Source organism: Lysinibacillus sp. UBA6686 (assembly GCF_002455205.1).
Classification (GTDB): domain Bacteria; phylum Bacillota; class Bacilli; order Bacillales_A; family Planococcaceae; genus Lysinibacillus; species Lysinibacillus pakistanensis.
The window spans coordinates 13845-32099 of the sequence record NZ_DKJS01000023.1 but is presented as its reverse complement, the minus strand read 5'-3'; the positions used below and the strand labels follow the sequence as shown (position 1 = coordinate 32099).

At 38.5% G+C, this 18255-nt stretch carries 19 protein-coding genes; all 19 read left to right on the top strand.

The genetic code is table 11. The features are described from left to right. The first annotated feature begins 24 nt into the window (after positions 1-24). Positions 25-1503 carry a stage IV sporulation protein A gene (spoIVA, locus tag B2R82_RS05975; protein WP_286923985.1) on the top strand — a complete coding sequence of 493 codons (1479 nt, stop codon included), beginning with the start codon at positions 25-27 and terminating at the stop codon, positions 1501-1503. A 199-nt stretch (positions 1504-1702) separates the two neighbouring features. Continuing rightward, positions 1703-1975 (top strand): HU family DNA-binding protein, encoded by a 273-nt coding sequence (locus B2R82_RS05970; RefSeq protein ID WP_054770292.1) that lies wholly within the window; start codon positions 1703-1705, stop codon positions 1973-1975. Between the two features lie 332 nt (positions 1976-2307). Further along, complete coding sequence (gene folE, locus B2R82_RS05965; RefSeq protein WP_286923984.1) at positions 2308-2877, top strand: GTP cyclohydrolase I FolE; 570 nt, start codon at positions 2308-2310, stop codon at positions 2875-2877. Positions 2878-2940: 63 nt separating this feature from the next. After that, entirely contained in the window at positions 2941-3159 is a 219-nt protein-coding gene (mtrB, locus tag B2R82_RS05960; RefSeq protein ID WP_008180408.1) for a trp RNA-binding attenuation protein MtrB, read from the top strand. Between the two features lie 246 nt (positions 3160-3405). Next, positions 3406-4173, top strand: a complete 768-nt coding sequence (locus tag B2R82_RS05955) for a heptaprenyl diphosphate synthase component 1 (RefSeq protein ID WP_286923983.1) — start codon at positions 3406-3408, stop codon at positions 4171-4173. Positions 4174-4188: 15 nt separating this feature from the next. Beyond that, the gene (locus B2R82_RS05950; protein WP_286923982.1) at positions 4189-4893 is read left to right on the top strand and encodes a demethylmenaquinone methyltransferase; all 705 of its coding nucleotides are present in this window, start codon (positions 4189-4191) and stop codon (positions 4891-4893) included. Positions 4894-4912: 19 nt separating this feature from the next. Beyond that, positions 4913-5887 carry a heptaprenyl diphosphate synthase component II gene (gene hepT / locus B2R82_RS05945; RefSeq protein ID WP_286923981.1) on the top strand — a complete coding sequence of 325 codons (975 nt, stop codon included), beginning with the start codon at positions 4913-4915 and terminating at the stop codon, positions 5885-5887. A gap of 86 nt (positions 5888-5973) precedes the next feature. Beyond that, entirely contained in the window at positions 5974-6390 is a 417-nt protein-coding gene (ndk, locus tag B2R82_RS05940; protein WP_286923980.1) for a nucleoside-diphosphate kinase, read from the top strand. Between the two features lie 428 nt (positions 6391-6818). Then, the gene (locus B2R82_RS05935) at positions 6819-7706 is read left to right on the top strand and encodes an SH3 domain-containing protein (protein ID WP_286923979.1); all 888 of its coding nucleotides are present in this window, start codon (positions 6819-6821) and stop codon (positions 7704-7706) included. A 342-nt stretch (positions 7707-8048) separates the two neighbouring features. Further along, positions 8049-9197: a thiolase family protein gene (locus B2R82_RS05930; RefSeq protein ID WP_286923978.1), complete on the top strand. Its 1149-nt coding sequence runs from the start codon at positions 8049-8051 to the stop codon at positions 9195-9197. 15 nt (positions 9198-9212) lie between these two features. Beyond that, positions 9213-9980, top strand: coding sequence for a 3-hydroxyacyl-CoA dehydrogenase (locus B2R82_RS05925; protein WP_286923977.1), 768 nt, complete (start codon positions 9213-9215; stop codon positions 9978-9980). Positions 9981-10067: 87 nt separating this feature from the next. Beyond that, positions 10068-11693, top strand: coding sequence for a long-chain fatty acid--CoA ligase (locus B2R82_RS05920; RefSeq protein WP_286923976.1), 1626 nt, complete (start codon positions 10068-10070; stop codon positions 11691-11693). 162 nt (positions 11694-11855) lie between these two features. Next, entirely contained in the window at positions 11856-12086 is a 231-nt protein-coding gene (locus B2R82_RS05915; RefSeq protein WP_283871531.1) for a hypothetical protein, read from the top strand. Between the two features lie 84 nt (positions 12087-12170). Continuing rightward, the gene (locus tag B2R82_RS05910) at positions 12171-12941 is read left to right on the top strand and encodes a CheR family methyltransferase (protein WP_283871532.1); all 771 of its coding nucleotides are present in this window, start codon (positions 12171-12173) and stop codon (positions 12939-12941) included. Positions 12942-13350: 409 nt separating this feature from the next. Then, complete coding sequence (aroC, locus tag B2R82_RS05905) at positions 13351-14532, top strand: chorismate synthase (protein ID WP_286923975.1); 1182 nt, start codon at positions 13351-13353, stop codon at positions 14530-14532. A gap of 3 nt (positions 14533-14535) precedes the next feature. Further along, entirely contained in the window at positions 14536-15627 is a 1092-nt protein-coding gene (gene aroB, locus B2R82_RS05900; protein ID WP_286923974.1) for a 3-dehydroquinate synthase, read from the top strand. Next, positions 15624-15992: a chorismate mutase gene (gene aroH / locus B2R82_RS05895; RefSeq protein ID WP_054770299.1), complete on the top strand. Its 369-nt coding sequence runs from the start codon at positions 15624-15626 to the stop codon at positions 15990-15992. The genes aroB and aroH overlap by 4 nt, the downstream gene beginning before the upstream one ends. A gap of 18 nt (positions 15993-16010) precedes the next feature. Further along, positions 16011-17111, top strand: coding sequence for a histidinol-phosphate transaminase (gene hisC, locus B2R82_RS05890; RefSeq protein ID WP_286923973.1), 1101 nt, complete (start codon positions 16011-16013; stop codon positions 17109-17111). After that, complete coding sequence (locus tag B2R82_RS05885) at positions 17108-18205, top strand: prephenate dehydrogenase (RefSeq protein WP_283871537.1); 1098 nt, start codon at positions 17108-17110, stop codon at positions 18203-18205. The genes hisC and B2R82_RS05885 overlap by 4 nt, the downstream gene beginning before the upstream one ends. Positions 18206-18255: the final 50 nt, after the last annotated feature.

The following is an 18255-nucleotide window of genomic DNA, read 5'->3' as shown; positions in this document are numbered from 1 at the left end:
GCGTAGATAAAGGAGGCAGAAACCTTGAGTGAAGCAGTATTTAAAGAAATTGCAGAGCGCACAAATGGCGATGTTTATATTGGTGTTGTCGGTCCAGTACGGGTAGGTAAATCTACATTTGTAAAAAAGGTTATGGAAGCAGTTGTGTTACCAAATATTGTGGATGAAACAGAACGAATGCGAGCACAAGATGAATTGCCGCAAAGCTCACCGGGGCCAGTCATTATGACTGCTGAGCCGAAGTTTGTGCCTGCCCAAGCAACACGTATTGCGGTCGGTGAAGATGAAATGACATTCCAAATTCGTTTAGCAGATTGCGTTGGCTATATTATTGATGGGACAAAGGGATATGAGGACGAAAATGGACCAAAATATGTGCATACACCTTGGCACACAGAGCCCATTCCTTTCCAAGAAGCGGCAAAAATAGGGACAGATAAAGTAATTCGAGACCATGCCAATATCGGAATTGTTGTTACAACGGATGGTACAGTGAATGGTATTAGCCGTCGTGCAGCAGAGAAGGCAGAAGAAGAGATTGTAGAACAGCTTACTGAAATTGGAAAACCCTTTGTTGTTGTGTTAAATTGTCAAATGCCAGCAAGAGAGGAAACGGTTCAGCTCAGAAATGAATTATTTGAGCGTTACAATGTCCCTGTCATTGCAATTTCAATTGATCAAATGCGCGCAACAGATGTTCAATATATCCTACAAGAAGCGTTATTTGAATTCCCAATCCGTACAATCGAGGTGGAAAAGCCGGATTGGTTAGATGTTTTAGATGCATCACATCCATTGAATGTGGCACTGATTGATTCGATGGAAGAAGTATTATCTTCAGTGATGCGAATTCGGGATGTACAACAGGCGTCAGATGCCTTTAAAGCCATCGATTATATTGACCAAAGTGAAGTGGTACATGTAGACTCTGGGGCTGGAACCGCAGTTATACGAGTCTCATTACAAGGAGAGCTATATAAATCTGTGTGTAATGAATGGCTAGAAGAACCAATTGAAACAAAGAAAGATTGGCTACTCTTTATTAAAGAAGCGGCTGAGGCAAAGGAAGCACAAAAACGTTTTAAAACAGCTATTAACGATGCTGATTCTACTGGCTATGGTGTGACACTGCCGATGATGCAGGAATTTGAGCCAACAGCACCTGAGCTCATTAAACAAAATAATTTCTTTGGAGTCCGTATGAAAGCAAAGGCACCATCTTATCATATTATTCGAGTAGACATGGAATCTGAATTTGCTCCGTTAATTGGCTCTGAGTTCCATAGTCAACAGTTACTTAAGGATTTAAATCATGCTTATTTACATGATCGTGATGCATTATGGAATACACAGCTTTTCGGAACACCATTGCATGAAGTGTTAAAAGAAGGAATTCGCTATAAAATGGATGCTGTTCCACCTACAGCCAAAAAACGCATGCGTCAAACAATTGAACGAATGGTGAACGAGGGTGACAGAGGTTTAGTTACGTTTATTTTGTAGGAACAAAAAGAAAAATAAAGCGCAAAAAATTAGTACAGGTCTTTTCGTTTTTATGCGAAAAGTCCTGTTATTTTTGTTTTTTGGGTGAAAAACTGACTTTTTGGTTATAATCATGAATGAATACAGTTGCGTCGCGGTTTTCTATGTGTTACTCTTTTTACAGAATTGGTTCATGACCCTTTGAGAGGAGGTGAATGGTGTGAATAAAACAGAATTAGTAAACTCTGTTGCTGAAGCTGCAGGTCTTTCTAAAAAAGACGCTTCTAAAGCAGTTGAAGCTGTATTTGATACAATTCAAGATGCTCTTGCAAAGGGTGACAAAGTACAATTAATTGGTTTTGGTAACTTTGAAGTACGTGAACGTGCGGCTCGTAAAGGTCGTAACCCACAAACTGGTAAAGAAATCGAAATCGCTGCTAGCAAGGTACCTGCTTTCAAACCAGGTAAACAGCTCAAAGACGCTGTAAAATAATACACGTCTAGTAGTTACATAGAGCAGTCTTCATGTAATCGAACATGAAGGCTGCTCTTTTTAGCTCTTATTGAGGGCTTACAATATTTATGCAAGAAAATTATTATACATAGTGGATTTGAAAAGGATGTTTTATTGTTAATGAAGCATTCTAATATAGTATATGCATAATTCGAAAATATGCTCTTGTTCGGAAATTCAGAATGGCTTCATTTGCTCGTAAAGCATTAAAATTTTTTCAATCAGGTAAGTCGTTTTGCGCTAACCTTTTGGATATGCTACGATGCATAGGGAAATGTGTAATGTTTTGATATGCAGGAGGTTTTTTACGAATGTCAAATGTTGATTTAATGAAAATAGAAGAAGCAGTAAAAATGATACTAGAAGCTGTAGGAGAAGATGTAAATCGTGAAGGCTTACTAGACACACCAAAACGAGTTGCTAAAATGTATGCTGAAATGTTTAGTGGCTTACATGAGGATGCAAGAGATTATTTTAAAACAGTTTTCCACGAAGATCATGAGGAATTAGTGCTTGTGAAGGATATTCCATTTTACTCAATGTGTGAGCATCACTTGGTTCCTTTTTACGGAAAAGCGCATGTGGCATACATACCGAACGACGGAATAGTTGCAGGCTTAAGTAAATTAGGGCGTGCAGTAGAAACAATTGCCCGTCGCCCACAATTACAGGAACGTATTACCTCCTCTGTAGCTGATACGATTATGGAAATGCTTTCTCCTAAAGGAGTTTATGTAGTGATTGAAGCGGAACATATGTGTATGACGATGCGAGGATTAAAGAAGCCTGGCTCGAAAACAGTGACATCGGTTGCACGTGGCATTTATGAGGAAGATGAAGTAAAACGAAGAGAAGTATTATCATTTATTCAAATGTCTTAAATTGCATGTCTAATTATGTTATGATGGACTAAGAATTTGTCGGATTTAAGGAGTGTACAAATAATGTCACAAGATTATATTGTTATTCAAGCAGAGGAAGATGGCGTGCATGTAATCGGTTTAACACGTGGGACAGATACAAAATTCCACCATTCTGAAAAATTAGATGCGGGCGAAGTGATGATTGCTCAATTCACTGAACATACATCTGCTATGAAAATTCGTGGAAAAGCACAAATTCATACAGCTCATGGTGTAATTCATAGTGAGGCTAAAAAATAAAAGCGAAATGTCCATTACAATGGTACATAAACTTGCTTAGATGTGTAAAACTTAGTATTGTTTTAATTCGATTTTAAAGGCAGTTGGATTTCAGCCATTTTGATGGTGAAAAATCTACTGCCTATCATGTTGATAGAAGCGAAATTTTTTTATGACAAATCGTCACGTATGCTATAATGACTCAGTAAGCAAACGTTAGGAGATAAAAGCAACTAACGTATTTGAAAGTGAAATGGAGTAAGGTCTATGAATGCAACATACATTCAAAATTCAATTGCACAGTTAAAAAAAGAGATTTTCATGGATGTTCGTCATAGAACTTTGCAAAAATACACAGGGACACCTGTGATTGATGAAAATCAATTGTTTTACTTGTTAGTTCCTTTTTTGAATGGTGAGGAGTGGCAACAAGAGCAAAGAGAAGCTGCAATTACAGTTGGTATTGTGTACGCAGCTCTTTCGGCGCACGATCATATAAAAGAATTAGATGCCACATCTAAAGAGCAGCAGCTAACCGTTTTAGCTGGAGACTTTTATAGTGGACGCTATTATGAGATTTTAGCGATGTCTGGAAATGTTGCTTTGATTCGAAAATTGTCACAAGGCATTGTGGCACGCTGTGAACACCAAATAAAGGTGTATGAGGCAACGAAAAGATCGATTGAGCAATGGATTGCTTCAATGAGCACTATAGAATCAGGGTTAATCGCCAAATTTTTTGAGCTTTATTCATTCGAAAAGTATATTCCAATAGTGGAAAAAAGCTTAATTATTTTACGTTTAGAAAGAGAATGGGTGGCTTATCATCGTGGACAAGTGTCTTTAATGAGCAAGGCGCTTGAAGAGAGTGCAAGGTACGATGGCACAACCTATTACAGTGTCATCCAGGATAAAATTGTGCAATTAAAAAAAGAGCTATTACAGGAGATGACTGAGGCATCGTTTTTACAAGGTGATGTGAAACAAGCTCTACAAGCACGTGTAGAGGCATCTATTGCTTCTACTAATGGATAAGAGAGGTTTTTCAAAATGGCTAAAACGAAAGAAGAGCACGTTCACGAAGTATTTGAAAGTATTTCGGAAAACTACGACAAAATGAATGGCGTTATAAGTTTTCAGATGCATGTTGGCTGGCGTAATGATACGATGAAGCACATGGCTGTAAAACCTGGATCAAAGGCATTGGATGTTTGTTGTGGGACAGCAGATTGGACGATTGCCTTGGCACAGGCAGTGGGTGAAAATGGAGAGGTAAAGGGGCTTGATTTTAGCCAAAACATGCTGAAGGTTGGGGAGCAGAAGGTAAAGTCGTATCCTCAAATTGAGCTTATTCATGGAAATGCCATGGAATTACCTTTTCCCGACAATACATTTGATTATGTAACGATTGGTTTTGGTCTTCGTAATGTTCCAGATTATTTACAGGTGCTAAAAGAAATGAATCGTGTTGTAAAACCAGGAGGAATGGTTGTTTGTTTAGAAACATCACAATCAGAAATTCCGGGCTATCGACAATTATTCCGTTTTTATTTTAAATATATAATGCCGATATTTGGTAAAATATTTGCGAAAAGCTATAAAGAATATTCTTGGCTTCAGGAATCTGCAAATGATTTCCCAGGTATGAAAAAGTTAGCGGCAATGTTTCAGCAAGCAGGTTTAGAAAAAGTAACGTACAAAGCATACAGTGGCGGTGCTGCGGCAATGCATATGGGCTTTAAAAAGATACGTTAATGGGGGAAGGTTTTCACGCGTGGAAAAGATGAAGTTAAAACTACTCTATTCCGATTTGAAATCAGATATCGATATCATTGAACAAGAACTAGAAAAAGCAGTAAACTCTTCTTCCTATTTGATCAATGATGCTTCTCTCCATTTATTACAAGCTGGTGGCAAACGGATACGGCCAATTTTTGCATTGCTTGGTGCAAAATTTGGGGAATATGATATCCAGAAAATGAAGGATGTTGCTGTGCCTTTAGAGCTTATTCATATGGCATCACTTGTGCATGATGATGTTATTGATGATTCCGATATGCGAAGAGGACGCCCGACTGTCAAATCCCAATGGAATAATAGAGTAGCAATGTACACGGGCGATTTTATTTTTGCGCGTGCATTAGAATATATAACGAAGCTTGAGGACCCATTAGTGCATCAAATTTTAGCACGAACAATGGTGGAGATTTGTAACGGTGAGGTCATTCAAATCGAAGATAAATTTAGATTAGATCAGGGTTTAAAGGATTATTTTAGACGAATTAAACGCAAAACTGCATTGCTGATTTCTTCAAGTTGTGAGCTAGGTGCAGTGGCATCAGGTGTCGATGCCAAAACAGTAAGACATTTGAAACGCTTCGGCTATTTTGTAGGCATGAGCTTCCAAATTATAGACGATGTTTTAGATATTATGGCAACGGATAAAGAATTAGGGAAGCCAGCAGGCAGTGACTTACTACAAGGCAATATTACATTACCGATTTTATTATTAAAAGATGATCCACAGATGCAACCATACTTAGTTAAAGTATTTGCTGGTACGCTAACAGAAGCGGAACGGCAAAAAATGTTACAGTATGTGCGTAAATCTCATGCAATTGAGCAAGCTAATCGTATGAGTGATAAATATTTGAAAAAAGCCTTACAAGAAATTGATGCTTTACCAAAACATCCGGTTAAGAAAAAACTACGTGATGTTGCTTTATTTATGGGTAAGCGTAAATTCTAGCTTTTTGTTGTACAAAGGCTCATTTTTTGTTAATATTTATCGGTAGGTGTAAAACCTGTTAGACGAATTTAAGGAGTGTTTTAAACATGGCAATCGAAAAAACTTTTTTAATGGTTAAGCCTGATGGCGTTGAGCGTCAAGTAGTAGGAGATATCGTAGACCGTTTTGAACGTCGCGGTTTTGAAATGAAAGGTGCTAAATTAATGGTAATTCCAAAAGAATTAGCAGAGAAGCACTATGCGGAGCACGCTGAGCGTCCATTCTTTGGTGAATTAGTTGATTTCATCACTTCTGGTCCTGTATTCGCTATGGTATGGGAAGGCGAAAATATCATTAAACTTGCACGTACAATGATGGGTGCTACTAAACCTGAAGATTCAAACCCAGGTACAATCCGTGGTGACTACGCAACAACTGTTTCTCACAACATCATCCACGGTTCTGACTCTCTTGCGTCTGCAGAGCGCGAAATCGGCTTATTCTTCGGTGAGGAGTTAGTTTAATTCGCAATTCTAAGAAGAGTAGCGAAATAACTACGGATAGAACTTAATAAAAAATTCATCTATTTTTCGATGTTACTTTTACCTTCTAACAAAAAAATGTTAGAGGGTTTTTTGTTTGTCAAAATCATTTAATAAAGTTAATGAAAACATTGGTTTAAAACTGAGAAACATGAAATTAATAAATTTTATCAATAAGCTTCGAAAATATGTAAGAGCACTTGTTGTTCATAATGGATATTTATAAATAAATAAAATTTAAGGCATTACAACTTAAAGAGATAAAATCTCTTTTACAATAGTAATTGAAGTTTATATACATATATGGTTATAAATGTAGTAAACTATTTCGTAGATTGCATCATTCGTTTGGGGGGAATCACAATTGCAAAAAAAACTATAAAATCATTATCGGAAAGGGGATAAATCGGATGAATATACTCAAAAAAATATCTGTCGTAGTTTTTTTACTTGTCATGCTATTTAGCATTCAACAACAAGTAGCAGAGGCAACTAATTATCGAATAGTAAAGGTTGTAAATGACTCTAGTTTACTTGTGAGGGATTCGCCAAGTGATGTGGCTAAATCTATCGGAAATCTAACTAAAGGGGAATTTGTAACAGAGTTTTCTTCCTCGAAAGATTGGTCTTATATTCAGGTAGGTGATATAAAAGGATATGTTATTTCTTCTTCTTTAAGCATACCACAATCAACGATTAAAATTGCAAATTCTAAAAGTGGTCTAGTTGTAAAATCAAAACCATCTACTTCAGCATCCACATTGGCTACGTTAAAATATAACATGATTGTTGAAGACTATGGCTCAGTAGAAAATGGTTGGTCATTTGTGCAATATGGTAATGTGGTGGGTTATGTAAAATCAGATTTTATTGGAAATGCTAAAACAACAACAAAATACGTTAATACACGAAGTGGCGTCATCGTCCGAAATATTGCCAGTCCATCGGGAGCTTCGGTAGGTTCATTAAGTAATGGTACACAAGTAACGGTACATGCTACATTAGTAGGCTGGTCTTATGTTACTGCTGATAATGTAAGGGGTTATGTTGAAGCAGCTTATTTAGGGACGAAAAAACCAGCTGAATCAACCTCCACTTCACAAAAATCAACTTATAACACATTTTCAGAAGAAGAACTTGAATATGCTTTATTAGAACTTGAATATAAAAAGAGGATGTACCCTACGCATGCTAACGAGTATCGTGATGCACTTGAAGAGCAGCTCAAAATTGAGAAAGAGAAACTGAACCGACTCCTACAAAAGGAAAAAGAGTTACGAAAAAAAATCGGTAGATAATATGTTAACTAACTGAAATTAAAGGTAGAGCTGTTTGCTCTATCTTTTTTATTGAAAGTAACTGAGGGATAGCAGCCACGAACTGACGGATAGAATCATCAAAGTGCAGGATAGGTATCCAAAACTAACAGATGGAACGATCAAAATAATGGATAGAATCCTTCAATTTAAATAAGGTAATCTCAAAATACATATAGAATTGTTAAAAACTTCTTCCTCATGTACAATAAATGCTATAATATTCTGATAATTAAGGTTTTTAATAGTTTAATAATCGAGAATATATTTCATAACTTCCAAATACACTTTAGGGTGATGGATAATGTAAAGGGGTTTTTCATGATGAGAGAAGTGGTGATTGTAGCGGCTGTTCGTACAGCGGTTGGTAGAAGAAAAGGGGCATTAAGCAATGTACGAGCGGATGATTTAGCCGCAGATATTTTACAAGAGGTGGTACAACGCGCAGGCATCGAAAAGCATCAAGTTGAGGATGTTATTTTAGGCTGTGTGACACAAACAGCTGAGCAGGGGGCTAACATTGCTCGAACAGCCTTATTAATGGCAGGCTTTCCTGAGACTGTTCCAGGTGTAACGATTGATCGACAATGTGGTTCAAGTCAGCAGGCCGTGCATTTTGCAGCACAAGCTATTTTAGCGGGTGATATGGACATTGCTATTGCTGGTGGGGTTGAGAGTATGACAAGAGTGTCAATGGGTGCTAATATGCAGAATGCACATGAAGGTAAACGCTTACAGGATAACTATGCCATTATTCACCAAGGTTTATCAGCAGAAAAAATGGCAGAAAAATGGAGCCTTTCAAAGGAGCAGCTAAATAACTATGCCTATAATAGTCATAGGCGAGCATTAGCCGCGATGGAGGCTGGCTATTTTACAGATGAAATATTACCGATTCAAGTTACACAAGAGGATGGCTCTGTTTCAACTTTTTCCATGGATGAGGGACCACGAGCTGAGACATCAGTTGATCAATTAAATGGTTTGAAAACAGTTTTTCAGGAGGATGGTGTAATTACGGCTGGTAATGCGAGTCAAATGAGTGACGGTGCATCGGCAGTGGTCATTATGTCCTTAGAGAAGGCACAGGAACTTGGTTTACAGCCTCTTGCTAAAATTACCACAAGAGTAGTTGTTGGCTCAGATCCGACCCTTATGTTAACTGGTCCTATAGAGGCAACTAGAAGAGCATTAGAACGTTCGGGTCTAAAGATTGAAGATATCGATACGTATGAAGTGAACGAAGCTTTTGCGCCTGTGCCACTTGCTTGGCTGCATGAAATTGGAGCAGATCCTGAGAAGCTCAATCCAGATGGGGGAGCAATTGCTTTAGGTCATCCATTAGGAGCAACGGGTACAAAACTACTAACTACGATGCTCTACCGAATGAAGCGGGAAAATTTACGCTATGGATTACTTGCTATCTGTGAAGGTATGGGCATGGCAAATGCCACTATTATTGAAAAAATGTAAAAGGGGTTGTAATGGATGAAGTGTCATGAGGTAATAGCTATTGTAACAGGGGGCGCGTCTGGATTAGGAGAAGCCACTGTCCGTAAAATCGTTGAAGAGGGTGGTAGGGCAGTAATTTTTGATGTCAATGATGAGCGAGGACATGCTCTAGCAGAGGAATTAGGGGACAATGTTGGATATACACGCGTTGACGTTACAAAAGAAGCAGATGTAATCGCAGGGCTAGAGCAAGCATTAGCAAAATTCGGTTCCATTAACGTAACCGTTAACTGTGCGGGTATTGCTGATGCAAGTAAAGTAATTTCAAAGCGTGGTGTGCATACGCTTGCTTTATTTGAAAAGGTCATTGCTGTCAATTTAATCGGTACCTTCAATGTTATTCGTCTTGCAGCTGAGAAAATGCAGCATAATGAGCCGGATGAGGATGGTCAACGTGGCGTTATTATCAATACTGCATCGGTAGCGGCATTTGATGGGCAAATAGGACAAGCAGCCTATAGTGCATCAAAGGGCGGTGTAGCAGCGATGACATTGCCAATTGCTCGAGAACTAGCAGAGATAGGTGTACGTGTGATGACTATTGCACCAGGGTTGATTGAGACACCTATGTTTGCATCACTGCCAGAGCCAGCACGAGAGGCACTGGCAAAAATGACACCATTTCCTAAACGTCTTGGGAAACCATCTGAATATGCACTATTAGTGGAAAGTATTATCCAAAATGGTTTGCTAAATGGTGAGGTAATACGCTTAGACGGCGCTATTCGTATGCAGCCGAAGTAAGGCATATCATGGAAAAGCTAGTATTGTGCTTGTAGCAGTTGCCTTGGATGTTTCAAAAATTTTGTGAACAAAGGGGAGAGTATGGTTATGCATATGATGGATACACCTTTAGTATTAACAAGTTTTTTGAATCGAGCAGAACGTTTTTTCCATGCAAAAAAAATATATTCCCGGACAAGCCCTACTACTATTCATGAGTTTACCTATAAAGACTATGTAAAAAGAACTCGTCAATTAGCTGATGCCCTTACAAAACTTGGGATGGAACGTGGTACAAAGGTGGGGACCTTTGCTTGGAACCACCATCGACATTTAGAAGCCTATTTTGCAGTTCCATGTGCAGGAGCTGTGTTGCATATGATTAATATTCGTTTAGCCCCTGAACATCTTGTCTATGTTATCAATCATGCGGAGGATGAAATACTACTCATTGATGATAACTTGTTGCCGCTTATTGCACCAATTGTCTCACAGTTGAAAACCGTGAAGCATTTTATCGTAATGGGGGATGCAGTTCTACTGGAAACCATCCCCTTACCAAATGCGCTTTCCTACGAAGCATTGCTGAAAGAAGCAAATGATTGTTTTACATTTCCTGAGGATTTAGATGAAAATACACCCGCTGGCATGTGCTACACAAGTGCAACTACAGGAATGCCAAAGGGTGTCGTTTATACGCATCGCAGTATAGTTCTTCATAGTATTGCTGCTGGACTCTCTGATAGTATTGCAATTGGTGAAGCAGATGTAGTATTACCTGTTGTCCCGATGTTTCATGCAAATGCATGGGGATTCCCATTCGCTAGCGTTTTATTTGGTGCCACGCAGGTGCTACCTGGACCTATGTTTACCCCGCAGTTACTTTTGGATTTATTTGAAACATATAAGGTTACGCTCACTGCTGGTGTGCCAACAATTTGGCTTGGTGTATTACAGGAGCAACGAAAAAATTCACGTGATTTATCCTCATTACGTTTAATTGTTTGTGGAGGGTCTGCATCACCTCAAGGGCTCGTTCGTGGTTTTGAGCAGGAGCTTAAAATTCCTTACATTACGGGCTATGGTATGACGGAGACATCTCCGTTAGTTAGCTTATCAACATATTTAACACATATGCAGGACTATACGTTGGATGAAAAAATGGATGTACGAATTACCCAGGGCATCACAGTGCCACTTATTGAAACACGTGTTGTTAATGAAAATGGTGAAGTGCCTTGGGACAGCAAAACAATGGGGGAACTGACAATAAGAGGTCCATGGGTTGCTGGAGAGTACTACAAGGATGAACGCACAGCAGAAGCCTTTAAAGATGGCTGGCTTTATACAGGGGATATTGCGGTCATGACAGCTGATGGTTATATAAAAATTACAGACCGAACTAAGGATTTAATTAAGAGTGGTGGGGAATGGATTTCGTCAGTGGAGCTTGAAAATGCTTTAATGTCACATCCTAAAGTATTTGAGGCAGCAGTAATCGCAATTCCTCATGAAAAATGGATTGAACGACCTTTAGCGTGTGTTGTACCGAAGCCCGAATATAAAGACACTATCACGAAGGCAGAGCTACTAACTGATTTAGAAAATCAATTCCATAAAACATGGATACCAGATGATGTTGTATTTTTAGATGAAGTACCGAAGACCTCTGTCGGTAAATTCTTAAAAGCAAAGTTACGAGAAGACTTGAAGGATTATCGAGTAGAGGTATAATAGACTAAGACTTTGAAGGTGGTGGTCAACTACCTTCATTTTTTATGGAAATTTTTCAGCCCCAAAAAATATTCATAAATTGATGGAAGAATGAACAGAAAAAATGAAACTATTTTTTCCATTTTGCCGTATAATCATTATTAATGAAAGGATGTGGACGTATTGTCAATTGCAATTGTTGCGATTATTGGAGGAGTCATAATTTCTTTAGCCGGCATTTTTACGGACGCCCGCACAAGACAGCAAAAAATTAAACTAAAGTCTATCGATAAGGAGCTTGAGTTGGAAAAGCTCAGATTAGAGACATATACGATGGAGACAGAAAAAATGCGTCTAGAACTAGAACAGTCGAAAGTGTTATTACTAGAGGAAAAACAAAATTCGAATAAGTAACTTGGATTACAGCTGAAAGACTATTTCAGGATTGGCACTTTTCCGCTATAATGGAAATACGACGCTAGAGGGGAAGATAACCGTATGTCTGATTATGAACAATTTATAGAAGGTATCAAGCGCAAAACAGGAATAGATTTAGCGTTATATAAAGAAGCGCAAATGAAAAGACGATTAACCTCTCTCTATGAGAAAAAAGGATATCGTAATTTTGTAGACTTTCTAAGGGCACTTGAACAAGATCGTGATTTAATGAATGAGTTTTTAGATCGCATGACGATTAATGTTTCTGAATTTTATAGAAATGGTAAACGCTGGGAAGTGTTGCAGAAGAAAATATTTCCGAAATTATTGCAATCAAATAAGCGTTTGAAAATTTGGAGTGCTGCTTGTTCAACAGGTGAAGAACCGTATTCACTAGTGATGGTATTATCTCAATTAGTACCCTTATCTCAAATCCAAATTATTGCCACAGATTTGGATGAGAATGTCATTCAAAAGGCAAAGTTAGGTGTATATCCAGAGCGTTCTTTAGCAGAGGTGCCAAACGATATTAAAGCCAAGTATTTTGAACAAGAAGGCTCCTTTTTTAGAGTCAAAGATGAAATTAAACGCTGTGTGACCTTTAAAAAGCATAACCTTCTGAATGATTCCTACGACTCAAATTATGATTTAATTGTGTGTCGCAATGTGATGATTTACTTTACAGAAGATGCTAAGGATCAGATTTATGGGAATTTTAGTAAAGCATTGCGGAAAGATGGAGTATTGTTTGTTGGTTCAACAGAGCAAATCTTTAATCCATCACGCTATGAATTTGATGTAGAGGATACATTCTTCTATAGAAGGAAATAATAAATAATATGAGAAAAGCACTGGTACAATAGACAACATGAATGTCATGTACATATTTGAAGGCATAGATATAGATAAATCATACGCTTTTCGCTTGTCATAAGCAAAAGGCGTATTTTTTATCTAGTTAGATGAGCGAATGAAAAATCACAAAAATAGCTTCGTGAATAATTACTAAATAGATGAAATTGAATTGTGATGTATGTTAATCGTTCAGAATATTCGCATTTAAAATAATGTTTTTCGGTCTGGGTATAATTGATTTACATTCATATGTTGATAGAGTAGTTTGAAATTTGTAAACAATGAACGAGAGACTGAAAGACATTTGCAAAAGGACTGTTTTTTTAGAGAATATATGTTATAGTGAAAAATACATACTTTAGCGAGTTGAAGGGAGAAAGCGTTTATGCGTTACTTAACAGCGGGAGAGTCTCACGGCCCCCAATTAACAACAATTATTGAGGGGTTACCATCACTCTTGCCCATTACAGCAGAAAAAATTAACCATGATTTAAAGCGCCGCCAAGGAGGACATGGTCGCGGACGACGTATGCAAATCGAAACAGATACAGTGGAAATAGTTGCTGGTGTTCGTCATGGACAAACACTTGGTTCTCCCGTAGCACTTGTAGTCACAAATGATGACTGGAAGCATTGGACTAAAATTATGGGAGCAGAGCCATTAGCAGAAGATGTGAACCCGGAAGACATCAAACGTCAAATTTCACGCCCACGCCCAGGACATGCTGACTTAGTAGGAGGCATGAAATACGGACATCGTGATTTAAGGAATGTGCTAGAACGTTCCTCTGCACGTGAGACAACTGTTCGTGTAGCTGTAGGTTCAGTGGCTAAAGCTTTATTAAATGAATTAGGCATCTCTATTGTGTCTCATGTAACAGAAATTATTGGAATTAAGGCAGATACTTCATTAGTGGAGGGGAAATCTGCTGATGAAATTCGTGCAATTGTTGAAGCAGACCCATGTTACTGTGTAGATCCAAAGGCTTCTGCCAAAATGGTAGAGGCGATTGATGAAGCGAAAAAAGCTGGTGATTCAATTGGTGGTATTGTAGAGGTCATCGTTGAAGGAATGCCAGCAGGTGTTGGATCCTATGTTCATTATGATCGTAAACTTGATGCCAAGTTAGCAGCCGCAATGCTATCTATTAATGCATTTAAAGGCGTTGAATTTGGAATTGGCTTTGAAATGGCACATCGCAAGGGTTCTGAAGTGCATGATGAGATTATTTGGTCTGAAGAACAAGGCTATAGTCGTGCAACGAATCGCCTTGGAGGCTTAGAAGGTGGCATGTCTACTGGAATGCCAATTGTAGTACGTGGTGTTATGAAGCCAATTCCTACATTATATAAACCTTTGCAAAGCGTTGATATTGAAACAAAAGAACCGTTTAAAGCAAGTGTAGAGCGCTCAGATAGCTGTGCAGTACCAGCAGCATCAGTTGTAGCAGAACACGTTATTGCCTGGGAAATTGCCAATGCAATTTTGGAGCAATTCCATAGTGATCAATTACCACAACTAAAAGCTCAAATCGAAGAACAACGTCGTTATACAAAGGGGTTCTGATGTATGCGAGTACCAGTAACAACGAAATCACACCAATATGAGGTTGTTCTTGGCCATAATTTTTTAGCAAATGCAGTAAAATCATTTGAGGATAAACTTCAAAAAGCTGATAAACTCATTGTTTTTACAGATGTCAATGTATGGGCAGCTCAAGGGGATTATTTCAAGGCAAATTTTCCATATGAGTTTGAGGTATTTATCTTACCAAGTGGTGAGACATGCAAAACCTTTGAACAATACAATGCAGCACAGACGTTTTTATTACAAAAAAAATGCTCTCGCAAATCCTTTATTTTTGCATTTGGTGGAGGTGCTGTGGGAGATTTAACTGGCTTTGTTGCTGCTACATTTATGCGTGGGGTACCATTTATCCAAATTCCAACAACAATTTTAGCACATGACTCAGCAGTAGGTGGTAAAACAGCCATCAATCATCCACTAGGAAAGAATATGATTGGTGCGTTTTACCAACCTGAGGGAGTTATTTACGATACTGTATTTATTGAGAGTTTACCTGAACGTGAGGTACGTTCGGGGACTGCAGAAGTGATAAAGCATGCCATGATTTCGAATCCAGCATGGTTAGAGGAGTTAATGGCAGCAGATACCGTCATTCATTTTAGTGCAGAAGAATTAGCAATACAGCTACGAAAGGGTATTGAAGTGAAGGCGCAAATTGTTGCAGAAGATGAAACAGAACAATCTGTACGAAAGTTTTTAAACTTAGGTCACACGTATGGACATGCCATTGAAGCAGCAGCGGGTTATGGGAAAGTTGCGCATGGTGAAGCAGTTATGATTGGGATTGTCTATTGCTTATTATTAAGTGAGCGATATGGTGAGCTGGATCGTCATTTTACGAAATCATTTTTACATTTTGCAATGAAGAATGGCTATCCATTTAAAGCAGTAAATGATTATACTTTTGAACAATTAACAGAGTATTTAATGAAAGATAAAAAAGCAGAGTATGGAATTTTGCAATTTGTTTTATTGGATAAAATTGGCAAACCATTTATACAGCCGATTGATCTAGTAGAGTGCAAAGAGGTAGATGCAGAATTTCGACAGCTATTAGCGGAGGTGCTTGTATGATTCGTGGACTTAGAGGAGCAATTACAATTGAATCTGACAAGCCGGAGCTTGTATGGGATGAGACAGCAAGATTAGTGCGAGAGGTAGTAGCAGCAAATCATGTAGAGGTGGATAATATCGCTTCAATTCTTATTTCCACAACACCTGATATTACGTCTGCTTTTCCAGCACGTGCTGTACGATTAATGGATGGGTGGCAATATGTCCCTGTTATGTGCACACATGAAATGGATGTACCAAATGCATTACCATTATGTATTCGTGTATTAATTCATGCAGAGGTAGATGTAGCACAAAAAGATGTGAAGCATTTGTATCTGAATGATGCAGTGAAATTAAGACCAGATTTAACCCAAGCTAAATAAGTAGAGGAGATGTTTGAGATGAAATGGAAACAACAATTGGACGGTATGCAAGCATATAAACCAGGGAAACCAATTGAAGAAGTACAACGGGAATATGGCTTAAAGGAAGTCATTAAATTAGCATCGAATGAAAACCCGTTTGGATGCTCACCTAAGGTGACAGCTTATTTACAAAATAATGCAGTGAATCATGCACTCTATCCAGATGGCTATGCACAAAATTTACGTACGGCTGTTGCGAATTTTCTAGGTGTGAAAGAGACACAGCTTCTTTTTGGTAATGGCTCTGACGATATCATTGCTATTATTACACGTGCTTTGTTGTATCCAGGGGTAAATACAGTTATGGCTGACCCATCCTTCTCCCAATACTGGCATAATGCTGAAATAGAAGGTGCAGAAGTACGAAAAATTCCATGTATGGAAGGTGCACATGATTTAGATGCAATGGCAGCGGCAATTGATGAGCAAACATCAATTGTTTGGGTGTGTAGTCCAAATAATCCAACAGGTGTTGTTATTCCGGATACTGACTTACGTGCTTTTCTTGCAAAGGTACCAAATGATGTCCTAGTCGTATTAGATGAAGCCTATATCGAATATGTGACACATCCTGGACACAAAGATACGCTACCATTAATTAACGAGTATCCAAATGTACTATTATTGCGCACATTCTCAAAAGCATATGGTCTTGCTTCATTTCGGGTTGGCTATGCGATTGGACAACCAGATGTCATTGCTAAGCTTGACCCGGTAAGAGCGCCATTTAACAATACTATTTTAAGCCAAGCGGTGGCGGCAATCGCTTTAAGTGATCAAGACTATATACAGGCATGCCGTGATGCAAATGAAAAAGGTAAAAAGCAATATATTGAATTCTGTGAAAAACATAATTTAAAATACTTCCCTACTGATACAAACTTTATTTTCTTTAATATCAATGCTGATAGTGATGTTGTATTCCAAGAGCTAATGAAACGAGGCTTTATAGTCCGAAGTGGAAAAGCTTTAGGCTTACCTGGATTTATCCGTGTAACAATTGGTACAGAGTCTCAAAATGAAGCGTTACTCAATCACCTTGAGAGTGTCCTTAAAGAGCAAGGGGTTTTTGCATGACACGCAAAGTACTCGTTATTGGGCTTGGCCTAATTGGAGGCTCAATTGCTTTGGCATTACAGAAGGCACCAGAAACAAAAATTATTGGCTATGATATGGATGCTAAAACGCGTGAGCATGCTCAAACGTTAAATATCGTTCATGATATTGTAGTAGATCCCAAATCAGTAGCTGCTGACATAGATGTCATTATTTTTGGCACACCTGTTAATGCAACGCTAGAGTGGATGGAACAATTAAAAACATGGCCATTAAAGAAAAAAGTTATTGTTACAGATACAGGAAGTACAAAAAAAATGATTATGCAAAAGGCTGGGGAATTACGGGAGCTAGGCATTACCTTTATTGGGGGTCATCCGATGGCAGGCTCTCATAAAAGTGGTGTATTAGCTGCGAAAGCTCATCTTTTTGAAAATGCTTATTATATGCTTACACCACTAGCTGGTGAAGAAATTATCAATATGGCACAACTTGAAAGTTTATTAAAATTCACACATGCAAAGGTAGTCAGTGTTTCGGCTCGTGAGCATGATCATATGACAGCTGTTGTTAGTCACTTTCCACATGTAGTAGCTGCTTCTCTTGTGCATCAATTAGGCGGTGAAAATGGGGAATATCCGATGACACGTTCACTTGCAGCAGGGGGCTTCCGTGATGTAACACGTATTGCCTCATCCAATCCGATTTTATGGCGAGATATTACATTACAAAACCGTGATGAACTCATTGCACAGCTAGAGGGCTGGGAAAAGGAAATGGGGCGTGTGAAGGAGCTCCTCTTACACGGAAGTTCGAAGGATATTGAAAGCTATTTTGCGGTAGCGAAAGAGCTTAGAGACGAATTACCGATAAGTGCAGGCGCAATGTTTACATCATTTGACTTATATGTTGATGTTCCTGACTATCCAGGGGTCATTTCTGAAGTCACAGGCCTGCTTGCAGAGGAAGCGATTAGTATTACGAATTTACGTATCGTAGAATCACGAGAGGATGTTTTCGGGATTCTTGTGATAAGTTTACAAAATGAAAGTGACCGGGAACGTGCAGCCGCATGCATCCAAAAGCGTGCAAAATTTGAAACATATATTTCATAGGCGTTTCTTAGTAAGGGAAATGCATGTTTACAGGAAAGCGTCGAATTACG

Coding starts and splice junctions, on each gene's coding strand:
- folE (WP_286923984.1), top strand. CDS start 2,308: ATGTCAAATGTTGATTTAATGAAAATAGAAGAAGCAGTAAAAATGATA.
- mtrB (WP_008180408.1), top strand. CDS start 2,941: ATGTCACAAGATTATATTGTTATTCAAGCAGAGGAAGATGGCGTGCAT.
- B2R82_RS05955 (WP_286923983.1), top strand. CDS start 3,406: ATGAATGCAACATACATTCAAAATTCAATTGCACAGTTAAAAAAAGAG.
- B2R82_RS05950 (WP_286923982.1), top strand. CDS start 4,189: ATGGCTAAAACGAAAGAAGAGCACGTTCACGAAGTATTTGAAAGTATT.
- ndk (WP_286923980.1), top strand. CDS start 5,974: ATGGCAATCGAAAAAACTTTTTTAATGGTTAAGCCTGATGGCGTTGAG.
- B2R82_RS05935 (WP_286923979.1), top strand. CDS start 6,819: ATGAATATACTCAAAAAAATATCTGTCGTAGTTTTTTTACTTGTCATG.
- B2R82_RS05930 (WP_286923978.1), top strand. CDS start 8,049: ATGAGAGAAGTGGTGATTGTAGCGGCTGTTCGTACAGCGGTTGGTAGA.
- B2R82_RS05925 (WP_286923977.1), top strand. CDS start 9,213: ATGAAGTGTCATGAGGTAATAGCTATTGTAACAGGGGGCGCGTCTGGA.
- B2R82_RS05920 (WP_286923976.1), top strand. CDS start 10,068: ATGCATATGATGGATACACCTTTAGTATTAACAAGTTTTTTGAATCGA.
- B2R82_RS05910 (WP_283871532.1), top strand. CDS start 12,171: ATGTCTGATTATGAACAATTTATAGAAGGTATCAAGCGCAAAACAGGA.
- aroC (WP_286923975.1), top strand. CDS start 13,351: ATGCGTTACTTAACAGCGGGAGAGTCTCACGGCCCCCAATTAACAACA.
- aroB (WP_286923974.1), top strand. CDS start 14,536: ATGCGAGTACCAGTAACAACGAAATCACACCAATATGAGGTTGTTCTT.
- aroH (WP_054770299.1), top strand. CDS start 15,624: ATGATTCGTGGACTTAGAGGAGCAATTACAATTGAATCTGACAAGCCG.
- hisC (WP_286923973.1), top strand. CDS start 16,011: ATGAAATGGAAACAACAATTGGACGGTATGCAAGCATATAAACCAGGG.
- B2R82_RS05885 (WP_283871537.1), top strand. CDS start 17,108: ATGACACGCAAAGTACTCGTTATTGGGCTTGGCCTAATTGGAGGCTCA.